Source organism: Fibrivirga algicola, from assembly GCF_011742925.1.
Taxonomy (GTDB): domain Bacteria; phylum Bacteroidota; class Bacteroidia; order Cytophagales; family Spirosomataceae; genus Fibrella; species Fibrella algicola.
Genome location: NZ_WAEL01000001.1, coordinates 118,325 through 136,336 on the forward strand (window position 1 = coordinate 118,325; position 18,012 = coordinate 136,336).

Below are 18,012 nucleotides of genomic sequence, written 5' to 3' on the forward strand. Positions count from 1 at the left end.
CTATTTCGTTTTAGTTGACTTAGGAGCGGCTGAGGCAGAGGCGGTTGAGGCGACTTTCACGGCCTCGCGAATACGGTGATAGGTACCACACCGGCAGATGTTGCCGCTCATAGCCTCGTCGATCTGGGCGGTAGTTGGCTTGGGCGTATGTTTTAGAAACGCCGCTGCCGTCATGATCTGTCCTGCCTGGCAATAGCCGCACTGCGGAACGTCGATATCGTCCCACGCTTTCTGAACGGGGTGCATGTTGCCCGTGCCAGTCGTAGCCGCCAGTCCTTCGATGGTAATGACTTTCCCTTTGCCCACGGCCGATACCGGTAGCACGCACGAGCGCGTTGCTTCGCCGTTGAGGTGAACGGTGCAGGCGCCACACTGGGCAATGCCGCAGCCGTATTTGGTGCCAACCAGACCCAGATTGTCGCGCAGAACCCACAGCAGGGGCGTATCCGGATCGACATCAGCGCGGTAAGCTTTACCGTTGATTTGCAGGTTGTAAAGTGCCATTAGTCTTGATGAATTAAAGGAGCGAACCAATTTACGAAGAATACCTTATGCGTTCGGTGTGCCATCCGTAAACTTCCTGATAATAGGGATATAAGGGTCATCCGTAAGAGAATTGCCCCTGCCGAATCTACCCGCATAGGCCGCTACTCAACGTGGGCGTTTCGGGTTCGTTTTCTTTACGGTCGTCTTCTGTGCGACATGTCTGTGCGGTCCAGTCCTTCGGCTTCCGAGAACGCTTTTTAAGTGACAGGCGCTAGTCTTGTAAGGCGGGAATTCATCACCTTTGCCTAAGGTTATATAGCTACTTTTAAATGCGAAGCTCAATGACGATTAAAATAAAAAAAGGCAGTGTCCCCGTTGATGTGATACGGCAACTGAATACAGTAAAAGAGCCCAAACTATTCGACGTTAATAAGCACGCTGGCAAAGTGAAGTGGGAGCAGGACCCGCTAGCCTACCAACGCGAAAGTCGCAGTGAGAAGTAGTATGCAACAATATGTAGTTGATACAAACGCTGTTGGTTACCTGCAGAATGGTGATCCTACTATAATGGGGCTACTGGCAAACAGTCAGTTGTTTATATCTGAACTTACCGAAATGGAATTGCTGTGTCGTCCACGCCAGAGTAAGGCACAGCATTTACTGACTCAAGATTTAATTGATGACTGTGTAATCGTCAACCTAAGTGCTCAGGTAAAAGCAAAAGCGATTCAGGTCAGATTAGCAACCGGCATGAAATTGATTGATTCAATTATAGCCGCAACAGCCATTGTACTTGACATGCCCATTATTGCTCACGATCAAGGGTTTGAACGTTTAGGAAACATGGCTACGGTAATCCTGTTTGAGCCGGACAAGTACGTATAATTTACTGACGTTTCTTCTTCACAGGCTTTTTCCGTCTTTCTTCCTCATCGTCTTCGGCGCGGCGTTTCTGCATGGTTTCGGTGCGGTCCAGCTCTTCAGATTCCGAGAAGGCTTTCCAGTCGAATTTCTCGTCGAAAGGGTCGAGGGCTTTCTGTGGGTCGAACAGGCGACTGTCGGCGGGAACGGCGCGGTAGGGCGTGAAGTCGGGCTGGTCGGTGAAAAGGTCGGCGAGGTCGGTAGCGCCGGCGTCATACTGGTTCAGGCAGGGCATGCCCAGGATGTTCCAGAACGTTTTGAACACGCTGCCGAAGCTGTAATGCACATGCCCCACGTAGTTGCGCTTCACCCAGGGCGAAATTACCAGCAGCGGGCTCCGGTGCGCATCGATATGGTCGACGCCCCCCTGCGGATCGTCTTCCAAGACTACAATCAGCATGTTTTTCCAGTACGGTGTTTTCGACAGAAACTCCACGACCCGGCCCAGCGCAAGGTCATTATCAGCCATGTAGCTTTCGGTAAACGGAAAACCCGCTTTGGCTCGGGGCCGGGTGCCGTGATCATTCGGTAGCATCAACGTTACCATATCCGGCATGACGCCAGTACGGTCAGAAATAACCTTTTTTGGCTCGCTTCGCCTGGTTTTCAGCCGATCCAGCGTCCTGGAAGAAGCCGGTGTTGAGCTAGTGCCCCATTTTTCGTTGAACTCTTTCATGAACAGGTCGGCCCGAAACTGATCGGGGATAGCCATGTTGTAGGTCGGAAAAATGCGCGATGTGCGGTCGAAGAGGGGGGCGGGCAGGGGATAGTTGATGGTGTATTTCTCGCCGATGTATTTCATCGTGCTGTCGCTGTAAGCCCCAGCCATTTCAACCCCGAATCCGAAGTTGAAAAACGCCTTTTTCCACCGCTCAAGGTGATCCCACATGGAGCCGCCTTCGTTATAATCTTCGGGGTAAATAGACCCCGCAGACCCGACAAAAGCCAGATTGCCCGGTGCGCCCGACGAATCGCGTTGATTTCGTTTCCCCCCGTACGAAGCCGCGGTACTTGTTTCGACCCACTCGTTCGGGTACGTGTTCACCATCCACCGATGTCCGTCGGCCGATACGTCGGAGTCACAGTAAAAATTGTCGGACATGGCGAAGCGGCGGGCCAGCGCGTGGTGATTGGGCATGACGGCCGCTTTCGCAACGGTCTGTTTTGTTTGCCGATTAGTTACTGTCACGCCTACGCCGTAGCGAGCCAGCGTTGAGTCGCCGCGCCCGCCCGGAAGTTGACCCAACAACTCGTCGTAGGTGCGGTTTTCTTTGGCGATAAAGACAATGTGTTTGATGGGATTGGGCGCGTCGGCCGCTCGTTTCTGACCAGGATAGGCCGGAATGGGGTTGGTGGCTAGTACCGCTTGCCCCGCATTGGCGGGGTTGCTAACCGGTGTAAACGTGAAATTGTTGCGAATTACCTGCTCTGTTTCGGCTTTCAGTTCCGCGTCGGTGGGAATGGTCATGACCGACACGGTGCCGTTCATCAGATTACCGATGTAACTGCCCCGGTCGCCAAGGGTAAACGCTTTGCCGCCGTTTGGGCCGCTGCCGAACCCTTTGGCATTGGCCACCATCAGCTTCGTGCCATCCTGACTCACTTTCAGCTTCGACGGAAACCAACCCGCCGGGATGTGTCCGACTACCGCCAGCGTAGGTACGTCGATGACGGCCACGGCGTTAATACCCGCTTCGGCCACGAATAGCCGCTTGCTATCGGGTGAAAGGGCCAGCCCGAACGGGATAATGCCCCGAAGGTTACCCAGCCGGGCATCGGGCGAAAGGGCAATGTTCCTGACGACCGTGCTGGTTTGTAGGTCGATCACCGATACGCAGTCGTTGTTGCCGTTGCTGACAAAAACATACTGATCAGTAGCCACCACCGAGTTGGGACTTGAGCCGCCCACCGCCGGGAAGTCCTCAACCATCTGCCCCACCAGAAAGCCCGTTTTGATTTTGGCCGTTACTGTGGGCGTAGCCTGAGCGACATTGTTCACGTTAACGCGCCAGACCGAAAACGCCTCGGGTACGTTAGGGTCACCCAGAGCCGGCACACCGCGTTTCTCGTCGCCATCGCGCATTTCTTTCGAGCCGTATTTCGACGAGGGGTACTCATGGGCGGTTCGTTTGAGGTCTTTCTTGTCCAGGTCGGTGAAGGGCTTGTACTCAAATACGCCCACGTTGGCCACGTAGGCCGTTTTTTCGTCGGGCGATAGCGTAATGCCAAACGGGTAGCGGCCGGTAGGTACGTTGTGCCGGATGGTTTTGCTGGGTACGTCGATGACCAAGAGCCGGAAGCCGATCTGGTCAACGGCGTAAAGCGTTTTGCCATCGCGGGTCAGGGCCATGTCGCCAATGTAGCCGTGCCGGTAATCGGCGGTGGCCGTTTTTACGCCGCAGTTGATGCTGCCCGCCGGTTTGCCGGTGGCTATGTCGAAGGCAAAAATCTTGTTGGTTTCGCCACCCGCCACATACACGGTTTTCCCGTCGGGCGAAACGGCCAGGCCCATAAAGCAGGCTTCCAGCACGCCATTGTCGGTTTTTGGGCCTTCGGGTACCTGACGAACGGATGGCGACGTACCCGGCGTGGATTCGCCCAGCACATCGCGGATGATGGAGATAGAGAACGGGTTGATACCTGAGTTGGCCGTAATCAAGGTGTTGCCATCGGGACTCAGCACCAGCCCATAGGGGTGCGGAGCTGTTTCGATCTGCCTGCCGCGTGGAGTAATGAATCTCCCGTTGGGCAGCACCGTCCGTCCGGCTTTATCGATCTGGGTATACGCGCTGCCCGCCGGGGCCGAGATCAGGTACGTGGGCGGTTTAAGCTGGGCAACGGTATTGATTGTCAAGAGCAGAAAAAGGCACGTAACGCGGACTTTAGTTCGCAGGGGGCCTGCTGCCATGCGGCCTGAAGTTCGCGTTACGTTTGTGAAGAGATAGGCCATCCGGGTGGTTTGTCTACAGGGTTAGGATAAAATCGGCACGTTTACCAGTTGACCAACACCGACAGCCAGGCGCTGCTACCAACGCCATCGACTCCGGAGCCGTGAGTACGGTAGGCTTCGTTGGTGATGTTTTGCCATTCGGCGCTCAGCGTTACGTGCCGGAAGCGGTAGCCGCCGTTCAGATTCAGCACCTGCCAGCCTAGTGTACCGCCTTTGGCAATGCGGTTGTCAGACAGATCGCCCGCAGCCAGCCGTGTCTGTGCGCCAGCATACAGGTACTCGGCCCTTGTCCACCAGCCCGCTGGCGACTGGTAGGTGATGCCCATCCGGCCATTCAGGGGTGGAATACGGCGGAAGGGCTCGTTGGCCGTAACATTCTGCCCATAAGTGTAGGTCAGGTTTCCGTAGGCGAGCCAGTTGGGCAGAAACTCGTATTCGGCCTCGGCCTCCAGTCCCCGTATAAACGATTCGGCACTGTTCAGTTTCACGAAAACGGGGTAGCCCTGAATTGAGTCGTTGCCCGAACGTACCCGGCTGATAAAGTCGGTCAGGCGGTTATTATAGGCCAGCAATGTAGCCGAAACACGCCGGGTACGTAGCTTGACACCCGCCTCCATGTTGAGCGACCGTTCTGGGCGGAGGCTGGCGTTGGGTACTTCATAGCGAAAATCAACGACGCCCAACGTACCCAGATCGTCGATGTTGGGCGCCCGGAACGCTGACTGGACGGACCCGACGACCCGCAAACCTGGCAGTATGGTCACTGAAACACCCGCATTGCCCACCAGCGCCGACGGGCGGATAATGGCTTCTTCTTTTGACGTTGTTCCGGCTTCGGGTGTCATGATCCGGAAGGCATTGTAGCGGCCCCCGGCTATGAGCGTCAGCCGGTTGAGCGTGATCGTGTGGGTCGAGAAAAGGGCGAGGCTGCTCATCGTAGCCCCGTTGGGGTACAGGCCCCGTTTCGACGTACCCACGCCGGTTTGCGTAGTCACGTCCTGGCGGCTGCTCGCTACGCGGTCGTTGTACCATTCGGCGCCGTTCTGCATGTGCCAGAAGCGAGTGGGCTGGGCATTGGCCAGGAGTGTGAGGCCGGTTGTGGTGGTCTGGTCGCGTTCATAAATAGCCGTGGGGCTGTTGTTGCGCTGACTCTGTCGCCCCTCAGTCTGGTCTTGCCACAGGGCCGTTAGCTGCACCGATTGCAGGAATTTGTGGTTGTAAAAACCGTCCAGCCGCGCGTAAGCTAGTTGCCGCCGCTGGGGATTGAACTGATAATAGCGATAGTTTTCGAGCCGGACGCGGTGAAAAACGGGTACGCTATCCTGCCGTACGCTCTGATAGGCCGCCGTAGCCAGGAGCTTATCTGACAGGCGAAAGCGGGCTTTCACGTCGCCCGAAAGCTGTGTATAGCCCGTTGGTGCTTCCAGCCCCAGCCCTTTTCCGGCTACCAGATCACCGAAGTTCCGGTAGGCAAGGCCGCCCAGTATGGCCACTGATGCCGTTGAGATACCCACTTCAGCGCGGCTGCTGTATTCCATGTCGCGGGTCATGGCTTTGCCGAATACGCTGCCGGTCACTGTCGTTTCGTCCGAGAACTGGGGCGTCTTCGTCAGGATGTTCACTACCCCGCCAATGGCGTCGGAGCCGTAGGTAACTGAGCCACTGCTGCGAAGTACTTCGATCTGGCGAATGCTCTGCGGATCGACTGTATTCAGGTACTGGTTCGGACCGGAGCGAAAGGTGCTGTTGTTAAGCCGGATTCCGTCTACAAGGATAAGCGTTTGCTGGCCGGTGAGCCCACGCACAAATGGCGAACCCCCACCGTGATTGGTCTTTTGCAGGAAGACGCCTGTAGCCCCAACCAGCGCCTCGGGCGCTGTTCGTGGTGACCGCTGGCGCAGGTCGCGTTCGGTCAGTACCGTGGTAAACTCGGGCCGGTCAAAATCAGGATTCTCCCGCCGCTGTGTTGTCACCACCGTTTGCTGGTTGAGCTGGATAACCGTTGGAACCAGATCGATCTGCACCGATAAAGTGGCCTGATCGGTTATCGTTACCGTTTGCGTGGCTGATCGGTAACCTACTAAACTGACACGTACCTGGTGGCTTCCGGCGGGTACGTTCGTAATTGTGAAAAGGCCCTGCCTGTTGGTCGTTGTGCCTTGCTGGCCCTGATCCAGTTGAACGGTAGCGTCGGTCAATGGCGTGTTAGAACGCGTATCGCGCACCACGCCGGTGAGTTGTTGAGCGTGGCATAGGGTGGTCAATACACTGAAGAAAAGTATTCCGATTCGAGTCATTAACTGGTAAGGGTAAGCTGATTTATAAGTAGTTGTAAGGTTTCTTTTGCTTCGGTGGCGCGAAGTCTCCGCTTTAGTTGCCTTCGTTTTGCTGCCGGTAATGATCGGCGCGCTGGTCGGCGCGGTCGTCCATTTCGGGGCCTTTCTGGATCTTACGCCAGTCGAAGGGTTTGTTGTAGGGCTTCATGGCCTGCTGTGGATCAAAAATGCGTACGTCGGGTAGCACCGCATCGTAGGGTCTGAAGTCGGGTTTGTCCGTAAAGAAATCCTGAAGGAGCGAAGCGGTGGCGTCGTACTGATTGACGTAAGGCACATTCAGCAGGTTGTAGATCACCTTCAAAATTGAGCCGAAGTTGGCGTGTGTGTTGGAGACGTACCCCCGCTTTACGTACGGACCAGCCATCATCAGTACGCTTCGGTGGGCGTCAATATGGTCGACACCGCCTTGCGGGTCATCTTCGGTAATGATCACGAGCATATTTTTCCAGTAGGGAGTGCGTGACAGGAAATGCAGCATACGACCCACAGCCAGGTCGTTATCAGCCATGTAGGAATGCAGGAACGGGTACCCGTCTTTGGGGCGTGGCCCAGAGCCGTGGTCGTTGGGTAACATGGCTGTGATCAGTTGCGGTAGTGGGGTCAGGCGGCCGGTCTTTCTGCTCTTGGTGAGCCACTTTGCCGTAAACTCCCGCTCGAACTGATCCATCCGAAACTGGTCGGGGATGTTGGTATTGTAGCCCGCGAAGTTCCGCGAGGTATGTCGGAAGGCAGCGGCGGGCATCGGAAAAGCTACCGGGTGCGCCGCGCCAAAGGTGGTATCGAACTGCTCTTCGTAATTGCCGGCATATTCGTTGACCTGACCAAAATTGAAGAACGATACGTTGGTACGTTCCAGCGCTTCCCACAGCCCCCCAATTTCATTGTAATCTTCCGGATCAATAGCGCCCGACGATTTGGGGAACCGCCGACCGGGGGCTTTCGAGAAGGCATCGAATCGACCTTCAGAAGCCGCGTTGGCCTCTACCCACTCGTTTGGGATGGTGCCCATCATCCAGTGGTGGCCGTGAATGCTGGCGTCTGAATCGCAGTAGAAATTATCGGAAAAGGCAAACTGAGTGGCAAGCCGGGCGTGGTTCGGCATGATATCGGCTCTATCAATTTTGACCGAATCGCCGACCTGATCGGTAGTACGGCCGCTGGTTCCGCGTGAGGTGGCTATGCGTGATCGCACCGTTACACCCGTACCGAATCGGGCCAGGGTCGAATCCCCTTTGGCGTTTTTGAGTTGCCCAAGCACTTCGTCATACGTCCGGTTTTCTTTGGTGATGTAAACGATGTGTTTGATTGGCGTTCGACTGGTTGAGTTGCTTCTCGTTTTCGGCAGAACAGGCAACGGATTTTTACCGTCATCAACAACCGTGATAGTTTCGTAGGTATTGGCAAGCACCTGTTTCGTATAGGTTGCCAACTGTGTAGTTGAAGGAATAGGAATAGCCTGGAACGTACCCAGCTGAATATCGCCGATGTAGGTTCCCTGAGGTGGTTTCACGAAGCCCGCGCCCCCGTTTGGCCCCGCTCCATAGCCCCGCGCCGAGGTGACGTAAAGTTGTTGCTCGTCAGACGATAACAGGACGCGGGTTGGCCCCCAGCCAGTCGGAATCAGGCCGCGTACCTTGCGCGTGGGTACATCGATAACGGCCACCGCATTGAAGGCCAGTAAGGCCACATACAACGTTTTTTCGTCTTTTGTTAGCGTGAGGCCAAACGGCATCATGCCCCGATAGCGGTCTAACTTCGGATCAATCGTCAGCGGAATAACGCCAGCTAGTTTCCTGGTTTTATGGTCTATAATCGAGATGTTATCGTTGGTGGCATTCGACACGTACGCGTACCGGCTACCCACCGCGACCGAATTGGGCGATGAGCCACCTACCACCTCGGCTTCTTCAATCATTTCGCCAATTTGCACCCCTGTTTTCAGCTTGGCCGTCACTTTATTCGTCGCCAGATCGACCATCCAGACGCTCATCGCTTCGTCGGCAAGGGGGCTGCCTAGGCCCGGTATCCGTCGCCCCTCCACTTCCACGCCTTCCCGCGATTCCTTCGTGTGTGCCCCGTAGGCCGGAAACTTCAGCATCATCGTGTCCTTGTTGGTCTTCGTCACGCCCGGAACCAGTGGGTACGCATACAAGCCAACATTGGCCACGAAAGCCGTTTTTCGATCGGGGGAAAGCGCCAGCCCGAACGGCTGGCGACCGGTTGGAATAGAAGCGGTGATGCGTTTCGTTGGGAGATCGATACGCACCAGACGGAAATTAGCCCGGTCCAGCACAAGCAATTCAGTGCCAGTCAAGAGCAGGTCGGACGTGAAACTGTCTTCATACCCGTTGCCGTTGAGGCTGATACTGTCCGTTTTGCGAAGGGTCTCGGTGTCGAACACAATGACGCGGCCTTTATCGCCATTGCTCAGGTACGTTGTTCGGCTATCGGGTGCAAACGCAACGCCCAGAAACGTTGCGCCACCCACGGGCGACGCAACAGTACCTGCATAGTCAGGCACCCGTTTGGTGTCTAGCGTACTGGTGCTAAGCAGGGTAATGACCCCATCGTGAAGCGTCACCATCTTTCGCCCATCGGGCGATTGCGCCATTCCAAATGGGTCGTTGGTGATACGAATCGTCTGTCCTGCCGGCGTAACGTACCTACCGCTTGGCAACACTGATTTCCCCGCTGCATCGATGCGGCAATAGTCCGTGCGGCCCGGCACTTGCAGGGTTGTGTAGGGTTTCTGCGAAAATGCGGGCAATGCACTAAGCAGGAAGGCGTAACAGAGAAGTAGCTTCATGGTATACTGACGCAAAACGAGTGCTGGATGGGGGAGATGCCAGGTTGCCTATTCATCCATCAGGATTAGGTAGTAGGCCATGTCGCGGGTGGGTAAGCCGGGGATTTTAGCCTGCTCGTCCCAGTAGCGAAGTTGTAGAATCTCATCGAAGTAAGGGTGCTGCTCAAATTGAGCTACTTCGTCGGGCGTCATGGGGCCACCCTGATAACCGAGGGTCTGTAAGCTGGCATCTGACAACCGGGCCAGATACGCTGGCTGTTTAGCTACCAGATATCGTTTGGCGTTAACGTGGTTTTCAATCAACTGCGCCGTTTTTTCGGAGAAACCGTGCTCCCGCAGGAAGTCGGCTCCCAGTCGTTCATGGTCGATAGTCCCGTAGCCATCCATATACCCGTCTTCAGAGCCGGCGGGTAGGAGGTGCCCAATATCGTGCAGGAGGGCTGCCAGTACGGTGTCGCGATCGGCCCCTACGTTCTCGGCCAACAGGGCTGATTGCAGGGCGTGTTCCAGTTGGGTGACGGGCTCACCGAAGTAAGCCTCGTCGCCACTTTGCGCAAATAATTGTTCGATCATCATGGAGTGAAGAAAAGAAATAGTACGCGGATTTTGGATTTGCTCAGCTTAAATCCAAAATCCGCGCACCTGCTGTTCTACTACTGCAACACCCACATGGTGGCGTTGATATCGTCATTGCCGCCATATTGGCTGCTCAAAGCTGCCTTCAGGTTGTCACCGTTTGTTGTCCGTTCGTTTTGTGGGTACAGCCATCGTTTTGGAATACGGGCACTATTGCCTGTGCCCACGCCCGTCAGGAACGTAGGTACGCCCGTCCGGCGCTGGTTGTAAAAGGCTTCCAGGCCTGAGTTCTGGAAGAACGCCATGTACTTCTGAGTCAGAATCTGGTTCAACCCCGTAGCGTTATTACCCGCGTACTTCACCAGTGGTTGCGCCAGGTAGTCGTTCATACTCACCTTCACCGTGTAGTTATCGAAATTGAAGATGCCACCATCGCGCGAAAAGGTCACGGTATTGTCACCGTCTTTCAGGCCGTAGAAGCTCATTGACGCCGCAATACCCTGCTGATAGTAGGTGTCGGCGTTACCGCTCGCCCACCCCCGGTTAATCCCTTCGGCAATGTTGAACATCAGTTCAGGATAGCCGATGATACATACCGGCTCGCCCACATACGAGGTGTAATAGTGCTTCCGGTTCTGATAGGAGTATTCTCCTTTAAGCACTTTGGTAGCCATGTCCTGCTGGTCTTCGCCCGATGAAGCACCGACAAACGCAGCGAAATCAGTTGGTTTCAGACCGGCGGCAAGCTTAGCCGCTGCCGGTTCGGCCACGACGAATACGCGTGGGTCTTTACGGTCAACCAACAGGTCAATGTACGTTTTGGCCATGTTCTCGCGGGTGGCGTTCTGGCCGAAGTTATCCTGGTTGCGCGGATACTTATTTTGCGTGCTGTTGTGGACGTATTGCAGGTTGTCGCCCATGCCTGTTGGCAGAGGGTATTTGGCCGGATTACCCACCATGTCAGCAAACGTCTGTTTGATAGCCAGGTCAGTATCGGTTTCCTTCTTGCTCAGGCTGATCAGCACGCGAATACGGAACGCGTTCATGACCTTCTGCCACTGACGCAGGTTATTGCCAAGGTAGAAATCGCCGCTCAAGGTATTGTCCCCTCTGGCAATGACCGTCGCCATGTCGGTATTGGCTTCATCAAGCCATTTCAGAATCTGCACGTAAACGGCTTTCTGCGTGTCGTACTTCGGCGTCAGATTTGCCTGGTCTTTCAGGGCATCTGTTAGCGGTACATCACCTACCCGACGGGTCATGTTTTCGTAGAAGTAGGCCCGAAAGAACTTACCCAGTGCCGAGTAAGGGTTCACATCGAGCGCACCGGCCCGTTTGGCTTCAGCTTCCATTTTTACCACATCTTTCAGGGTGTAGAAATTCAGTGAAGTTGTTGTCCAGCTATACTCGTTGGTTGAGTAATAGTTGTAGTTCGAGCAGTAAAACTGGTTGTAGCGTTGCTCGCTACCCCAGGGTGAATAGGTAACGCCTGAAAAGCCCGACGGACTGTTCTGGCTATCGTACATATCGTTCAGGATACCCTTCAGTACCAGCGACGCAGGGGCGTTAACGGCTCTGTTCGGGTCTTTTTCAAGGGCATCAAACGGCTTTTCGCAGGCCGACACCAGCAGCGCAATGGCGAAAATAATGAGCAGAAAATGATATGGTTTCATGATGTTGGGAGGTTTGCCCCACCCCCGGCCCCTCTCCTGAAAACCGGGGAAGGGCTAGGGGGAACTTTTTAAAACGTTAGGTTGATATTTACACCGTAGCGGCGTGTAGTAGGTGTTTGCAGGTCTGACCGGCCGCCGCCTGTGAACTGGTCGATGTCGATGTCTTTCTTCTCGGCGAAGTAAAACAGGTTACGGCCCACGAATGAGATCGACGCCTGTTTGATGCCCAGGCGGCTAACCATCTGCTGGGGGAAGGTGTAGCCAACGACCACTTCGCGGAGTTTAGCAAACGAGCGACTGATGATGTTACCCCCATCGAAGCCATACCGCCGGGCAATGTAGTCTTGCAGGAAGGCCTTCGTGGTGTTGGGCGAAAACTGTAGTTCGGCGTAATTAGTCACATTACCGTCGGCGTCGTAGTTGATCTTGGCACCGTTGCTCACCTGAACGCCTTCACCCAGATACGACTTGATGCCTTTCGTGTCATTTAGGCGGGCAATGCCCATCTCGCCCTGCACCGTATTGATGATCCGGCCACCAGCATACGATTTCTGCTGAACATAGTCAGAGATGACGCCACCCACGCGACCGTCAAACTGGAAACTGAAGGTGATGGCCTTGTAGCTGAACCGGTTGTTGAGCCCCCAGACCCAGTCAGGGTTGATGTTACCAACGTACTGGGCTACAAGAGTCTGCAACGGCCGGCCACCAGCGTCGTTCACGATCTGGCCATCGGGTGAGCGAACAAATGTTTTGGTGTAGTATTTGTCGGTCCGGTCACCAAGCTTGAAAAAGGTATTGAGCGCCGTTACACCCGGATAAAATTCCTTGAACACCTCTTTGTAGGTCGACCAGTTGGCTAGTACACTCCAGTTCAGGCCATTTGGGTTGGTGAGCACTTTGCCCGTCAACGACAGTTCCGTGCCCGTTTTCCGGGTCTTGATCCCGTTTACCAGCAGCGACGAATAACCCGTTGTTTCTGAGATAGGCAGGTTGAAAATACGTGGGCCGTCGTCGCTGATGAAGTAAGCGGCATCGAATGCCAGGCGGTTGTTCAGGAAACGGGCGTCTAAACCCACTTCCGTCTGCGACGTACTGTTTGGCTTGATATTCGGGTTATTGAGTGCGTTTGTGAAGTAGGCCGTTGAGGTGTTGTTAACGGTCAGTGGCGTACCATACACGGCTGAGTTCTGGTACGTTGGTCCGTCATACGATGAGGCATATTGTTCGCCATATCCCAGCGACCAGTTCGGCACGCCGATTGTCGAAGCCGTCAGTCCGTCTTTTACGTTGGCATACGAGGCCCGCAGTTTCAGGAACGAAATAGCCCTGGGCAACGCCACATAATCGGAGACAACGGTACTCAGGGCTGCCGATGGGTAAAAGAACGTGTTGTTACCGGCGGGGAGGGTCGACAGTTTGTCCACCCGGCCTGTCGTCGACAGGGTTACGAACTCTTTCAGTGTAAAGTCAGCCGAGTAATAAGCCGATAACACACGCATATCGGCGTTGAAATTTGAGGCGATAACCGGGTTGAGCGAGTTGGCGAAATTATACACGCCAGGTACGTTCAGGTAATTGGTTGAGGTGTAGCTCGAGTTATAATTGTACACCCGGATGTTACCACCGGCCACTGCATTTACAGTCAGCACCGGATTGACCCGCTTGTTGTATTTAAGCAGCAGGTCCGTGTTACTGTCAATCAGGTTACGGCGATCTTCGCGGTAATCGCCTTTCGTCTCTTCACGGCCGTAGGTGGTGGCTGAGTAAGGAAGCTTCTCGGTCCGCAGCAAATTCCAGGTCGACACCTGGGTACGTAGGGTCAGGTCGAGGCCATCGGCGATGTTGTATCGCAGGGACGTCTGGCCAACGATGTCTGTTTTATAGTGGCCACGCAGCCATTCTTTGGTTGTAAACCAGGGATTGTTGTAACGCTGGTATTCAGCGTAGATCTGCTGCGTACCCTCTTTGCCCGGCTGCCAGTAATTCTTTAGCTGGTCAACATCCCAGTCGGCTCCACCCCAGATCACCATGTTGTAGATCATTGAGTTGGGACCGTAGTTTACATCAGGAATGTTGGGTGTATACTGTCGGTTTACCTGAATGTCGCCTTCAAACCGTAACCGATTTGTGAAGTTATAGCCCGTGTTGATTTTGAACGTCGTGCTGTTTAACTGCGTGTTGGGCACCAGACCACGCTGGTAGTTGTGCGATACTGAAAAACGCAGGTCATATGTCTCGCCCGATGCTGATACAGCCACATTGTTGGTCGACAGCACACCGGCCTGTAAGAAGCGGGTGAGGTTATCTTTGCCACGCGCCACCCAGGGGGTACCTATCCGCTTGCCCGTTACCGGATCAACCGGGCTGTCGTATTGTGGGATGAGTTGCCCCTCGAAACGGGGTCCCCAGATGTCATAGTCACCGTCGTTCTTGCCGCCGCCTTTACCATCAACAAATTCATATACTCCATGGTCGCCGGGACCATATTCGTCCTGCACTTTCGGAATGGCCAGAAAGCCGTTGTCGACCATCTGGCTGGTATTCACTTCTACGGCAAAGCCCCGCTTGTCTTTCGTACCGCGTTTGGTTGTGATCAGAATGGCCCCGTTCTTTCCCCGAAAGCCATACAGCGCTGATGCCGACGCGCCTTTCAGCACTGAATACGTTTCGATATCATCGGCACTGATGTTCCAGGTGTCTGAGTTGATGGGAACACCGTCGACGACGAAGAGTACATCCGTATTACCCCGCAGCACAATGTTGGGTCGGCGAAGCAATTCGGCTGATGCGCCGATGGTTAACCCTGCTACTTTTCCTACCAGCGAGTTGACTGCATTGGGCTCACGGGCTTTAACCAGTTGTGCGCCATCGACTGACTGAATAGATACGCCAATGTTGCGAACGTCTTTTTTAATGCCGAGAGCCGTTATGACCACTTCGTTAAGCGTGGCCGCCGCTGCTTTCAGCGATACATCGACGGTTGAGCGGTTGCCAACGACAATTTCCTGCGTGTTGAAACCAATGAATGAGAAGGTCAGCGTCCGGTTTACGTCGGGTACGTTCAAGGCATACGTACCATCGGCGCGGGTAGTTGTTCCTACGGTTGTGCCCTTGATCACAATCGATACACCCGGCATAGCCTGCTGATCGTCAGCAGAAATTACTTTTCCGGTTACGGTGACCTGAGCCAGTAGCGGTCCGGAAAACAAGAGGAGCAGGAGGCCGCTCAGCAAGCGTCTAATCGATAAACGAAGTACAGGTACGTTCATGGCGATAGGGATATGTTTGATAGACTACAAAGCTATCGGCACCCTATTGCGTGAGTATTTTCAGCCTGTTACCAAACTGTTTCGTTGACAGCCGTTTACCAGAAACCACTTAACGATTTCCTAACGATGCAGCCAGGCAGGCGGTATGGAACCGAACACAGCTGCATAAGCTGGTGTTAGTTTTGGTATGACAACGCACGCGACCTATACTGATATTTCGCTGACCGATCTGGATGCACTTCGCCAGCAACCAAATGCTGTGGTGGTTGATGTGCGGGATGACTGGGAATACGACGAGTTTAACCTGGGTGGCGTGAATATTCCATTGGCCGACATACGCACCCGCCGCGCCGAATTGCTTCCCTATAACCCGATCATTGTTATCTGTACCAATGGTGTGCGCAGCCGGGTCGCGGCCAAAGATCTCCTCCGCCAGGCTGAATTCACAAAAAAAACAATCTACCACCTGCATGGGGGGATTGTGGGAGGAGAGTAGAGGTTTGCTGTTGCGCTGCCGTAGCACCGTCTGGTTGATCAGCAGCGCAGCATCAAACGACAAACCAACCTACGTGACGATGGCGAAGTTGCTTTTTGCGGCTTGTTTTTCTTCGTGGGGGATGTAATACTGCATGAGTTCATGCACATTCAGCCGAATCGTATGAGCGATCTGGCTCAGCGGCAAGTTATTATGTTCGGTGCCAAACGGATTCTGGATTTCTTCGCCGATGATTTCGATACCCACCAGGATATACGATACCGCTACCACCGCCGGAATGGTCAGGTAGCCGTACTCGTCGATGATCAGGAACGGCAGCACGAAGATGTACATCAGGATGAATACCTTGATGAAGAAGCTATACGAGAATGGAATCGGTGTGCTTTTAATACGTTCACAGATACCCGCCACGTCAAGGAAAACGAGCAGCATGGTGTTCAGGTTGATCAGATGGGCATCGGTGAAAACGCCTTCACGGTACAACTTCTCAGTACGTAGCTGTAACTGAGCGACCACCCCGTTGGGTACGTGATCGAAGTGAGTAAGCTCGCTCAGTTCACCATCGCCTGCCGGTTCCAGCCCAGCCGTTTTCTCGTCATTACGCAGGTGGTTTTCCAACGAAAAGGCAAAATTGGCGATCATCTTCGTGAAAAACAGTCGATCGTCGGTCCGGTCGGAGGGGAGAACGGCATTCAGGTATGCTGCCAGATTACGACTGTTGTTAACCAATGTCCCCCATGCGCGCCGCCCTTCGTAGAAACGATCATAAGCGGTATTGGTCCTGAAGAGTAGCAACAAACTGAGTAGAATGCCCATGGTGGACAGAAACTCAGTGGGTGTATCTTTCAGCCGGAGGTCGACCATCCAGAGTTCAAGGAAGGTAACGCCTATCACATAGAGTCCTATCCAGATTAGACGTCTGTAGAGCGAAAAGGCAGTTGGGCTTCTGTGAAAATGCCAGATAGCCGGAAACCAGTCATTTTTGGTGTATGTAATCATTGATCAGTTTACTGTTTTACTGTCTTCCATCGCAGCGTCTTCATGGTGCAACTGCATCTCTACCCTTGCCGGGAAGCAAAGGAGAAGGCAAACGACTGAAGACCTGAGACAGAAGACTGTACACAGTAAACCGAAGATTGATCAAAGGGTTATGTTCCCGCCAAATACGCGCTGTGCCGGCCCAATCAAGTAGATATCCGTAAAGGAGCCATCTTCCTGAGCTGTAAACGCTACTTTAAGGTTACCACCAAGGGTGCGGATCGATATGGGGCTAGCGAGGTTCCGCTGCCGGTGGGCTACCAGTGCCGCTGCCGTTACGCCTGTTCCGCAGGAGTAAGTTTCGTCTTCAACGCCCCGTTCGTAGGTACGTACGAAAAGCCCGTTGCCGTTTACCAACTCAGTGAAATTGACGTTGGTACCACCCGGTGAAAAGGCGCTATCATGACGTAATTGGCGCCCTTCGCCTATCACGTCGTGGCTCGTTAGCTCGTCAAGGAACTTCACCACGTGGGGCGAACCGGTATTCAAAAACGAGTAGCCTGTCTGCGCATTTACCGGCAGCACCGACCAGTCGGCCACGTCGCTCATCTTGAGCCGAACCTCTTCGCCATTTACCTCCGCCAAGTGTTCACCATCGACGGCCAAAAAGCGTGTGTGGGTTTTAAAAACGCCCAGATCGTGCGCGAACATGACAATGCACCGACCGCCGTTGCCGCACATACTGCCCTCGGCTCCGTCGGCGTTGAAATACACCATCCGGAAATCGTAGTCGTTATGACTCTGTAAGAGAATAAGTCCATCAGCCCCGATGCCGAATCGGCGGTGGCAAAGCTGGGCTACCAGCGACTGGTTGTGGGTAGGGAACGTGTTGTTCCGGTCGTCGATCAGGATAAAGTCGTTTCCGGTTCCCTGGTATTTAGAGAAGAGCATTGTTGAGTTTCAGGTTTCGGGTGTCAAGTCTCAAGTTGCGTTGCCAGGGTGCGTAGCGCTATTAAGGCAGCGCAACTTGACACCTGAAACCTGAAACTTTTTCTCTGCATAAACAGAAAGGGCTGCTCATGCATGAGCAGCCCTTTCTGTTTATGCAGAGAAAAATCTATGCGGCAGCTACTGGGGCTGGTTTCCGGATAATCCGCTCTTTTACACGTGCGGCTTTGCCCTGACGGCCACGTAGGTAGAACAACCGGGCGCGGCGTACTTTGCCCAGACGGACTACTTCTACTTTGTCAACGTTTGGCGACAGCACGGGGAAGATACGCTCAACACCAACACCGTTTGAGATTTTGCGAACCGTAAAGGTCTCTCCGTTGGTGTTTGGGTTGCGACGCTGAATAACCGTACCGGTGAAAACCTGGATACGCTCCTTGCTACCTTCGCGAATCTTAACGTGTACGTTTACCGTGTCGCCGGCGCGAAACACGGGGATGTCGGCACGCCGTTGGGCGTTGTCGGCTTCCACTAATTTAATCAGCTCACTCATGACCGTATTGTATATCG

13 protein-coding genes are annotated in these 18,012 nt (G+C 54.2%); 3 read left to right on the forward strand and 10 right to left on the reverse strand.

Features of this window, described 5'->3' with window-relative positions:
- Entirely contained in the window at positions 1-504 is a 504-nt protein-coding gene (locus F7231_RS00490) for a (2Fe-2S)-binding protein (protein ID WP_085410556.1), read from the reverse strand.
- A gap of 323 nt (positions 505-827) precedes the next feature.
- Between F7231_RS00490 and F7231_RS00495 the strand changes: the two genes are divergently transcribed.
- Entirely contained in the window at positions 828-989 is a 162-nt protein-coding gene (locus tag F7231_RS00495) for a hypothetical protein (protein ID WP_166690525.1), read from the forward strand.
- Between the two features lies 1 nt (position 990).
- A complete protein-coding gene (locus tag F7231_RS00500) occupies positions 991-1,371 on the forward strand; it encodes a PIN domain-containing protein (RefSeq protein ID WP_166690526.1) in 381 nt (126 codons plus the stop codon).
- A gap of 1 nt (position 1,372) precedes the next feature.
- On the opposite strand, the gene F7231_RS00505 is transcribed toward F7231_RS00500, so the two are convergent.
- The 6 genes from F7231_RS00505 to F7231_RS00530 form a co-directional block, all read right to left on the reverse strand.
- Complete coding sequence (locus F7231_RS00505; RefSeq protein ID WP_166690527.1) at positions 1,373-4,315, reverse strand: bifunctional YncE family protein/alkaline phosphatase family protein; 2,943 nt, start codon at positions 4,313-4,315, stop codon at positions 1,373-1,375.
- A gap of 83 nt (positions 4,316-4,398) precedes the next feature.
- Entirely contained in the window at positions 4,399-6,654 is a 2,256-nt protein-coding gene (locus F7231_RS00510; RefSeq protein ID WP_166690528.1) for a TonB-dependent receptor, read from the reverse strand.
- A gap of 73 nt (positions 6,655-6,727) precedes the next feature.
- Positions 6,728-9,499 (reverse strand): bifunctional YncE family protein/alkaline phosphatase family protein, encoded by a 2,772-nt coding sequence (locus tag F7231_RS00515; RefSeq protein WP_085410554.1) that lies wholly within the window; start codon positions 9,497-9,499, stop codon positions 6,728-6,730.
- 48 nt (positions 9,500-9,547) lie between these two features.
- Positions 9,548-10,072, reverse strand: a complete 525-nt coding sequence (locus F7231_RS00520) for an HD domain-containing protein (RefSeq protein WP_166691162.1) — start codon at positions 10,070-10,072, stop codon at positions 9,548-9,550.
- A gap of 80 nt (positions 10,073-10,152) precedes the next feature.
- Positions 10,153-11,748, reverse strand: coding sequence for a SusD/RagB family nutrient-binding outer membrane lipoprotein (locus F7231_RS00525; protein ID WP_166690529.1), 1,596 nt, complete (start codon positions 11,746-11,748; stop codon positions 10,153-10,155).
- Between the two features lie 68 nt (positions 11,749-11,816).
- Entirely contained in the window at positions 11,817-15,020 is a 3,204-nt protein-coding gene (locus tag F7231_RS00530) for a SusC/RagA family TonB-linked outer membrane protein (RefSeq protein ID WP_166690530.1), read from the reverse strand.
- 187 nt (positions 15,021-15,207) lie between these two features.
- Here F7231_RS00530 and F7231_RS00535 point away from each other — a divergent pair, with 187 nt between their 5' ends.
- On the forward strand, positions 15,208-15,516 hold the full coding sequence (locus F7231_RS00535; RefSeq protein ID WP_166690531.1) for a rhodanese-like domain-containing protein: 309 nt from the start codon (positions 15,208-15,210) through the stop codon (positions 15,514-15,516).
- Positions 15,517-15,585: 69 nt separating this feature from the next.
- Here the strand turns inward: F7231_RS00535 and F7231_RS00540 are convergent, their stop codons facing one another.
- From F7231_RS00540 to rplS, 3 genes are all read right to left on the reverse strand, one after another.
- Complete coding sequence (locus F7231_RS00540) at positions 15,586-16,515, reverse strand: bestrophin family protein (protein ID WP_166690532.1); 930 nt, start codon at positions 16,513-16,515, stop codon at positions 15,586-15,588.
- Positions 16,516-16,656: 141 nt separating this feature from the next.
- A complete protein-coding gene (dapF, locus tag F7231_RS00545; RefSeq protein ID WP_166690533.1) occupies positions 16,657-17,445 on the reverse strand; it encodes a diaminopimelate epimerase in 789 nt (262 codons plus the stop codon).
- A 166-nt stretch (positions 17,446-17,611) separates the two neighbouring features.
- A complete protein-coding gene (gene rplS, locus F7231_RS00550) occupies positions 17,612-17,995 on the reverse strand; it encodes a 50S ribosomal protein L19 (RefSeq protein WP_085410548.1) in 384 nt (127 codons plus the stop codon).
- Between the last annotated feature and the right edge of the window lie 17 nt (positions 17,996-18,012).